At 62.3% G+C, this 538-nt stretch carries 1 protein-coding gene; it reads left to right on the forward strand.

What is annotated here, in order from left to right:
• Nucleotides 1–11 precede the first annotated feature (11 nt).
• The coding region (locus tag QWJ46_RS31110; RefSeq protein ID WP_302756386.1) for an aldehyde dehydrogenase family protein at nt 12–538 on the forward strand (527 nt) is incomplete at its 3' end.

Here is a 538-nt window from a genome sequence, read left to right on the forward strand (position 1 = left end):
GGGAGCCACCAATGAAACACGCCCACAGCTTCTATATCGACGGTGAGTGGATCGAGCCCTCGGTTTCGAAAACACTTGAGGTCATCGATCCCTCGACCGAAGAGCCGATGGGCACGATCGCCCTCGGCAGTGCCGCCGACGCTGATAAGGCAGTCGCGGCCGCACGGCGAGCCTTTGCCTCCTTCTCGCAGACATCCAAGGAAGAGCGCGTCGAACTGCTGAGGCGCATCGTAACGATCCTGAAGCGCCGCAATGACGAGCTCGGCGACATCATCTCGCGGGAAATGGGGGCGCCGCTCGCCATGGCCCGGGCCGAGCAGGCCGGCATCGGCGCTCTCCATTTCGAACAGACGATCAAGGCCCTCGAGACCTTTGCCTTCGAATACATGCAGGGGACCACCTGCATCATGCACGAGCCGATCGGCGTCGTCGCGATGATCACGCCGTGGAACTGGTCGATCAACCAGATCGCCTGCAAGGTCGCTCCGGCGCTCGCCACGGGATGCACCATGGTATTGAAGCCATCGGAGATCGCTCC

The organism is Rhizobium sp. CBN3 (assembly GCF_030518245.1).
Taxonomy (GTDB): Bacteria; Pseudomonadota; Alphaproteobacteria; order Rhizobiales; family Rhizobiaceae; genus Rhizobium; species Rhizobium aethiopicum_A.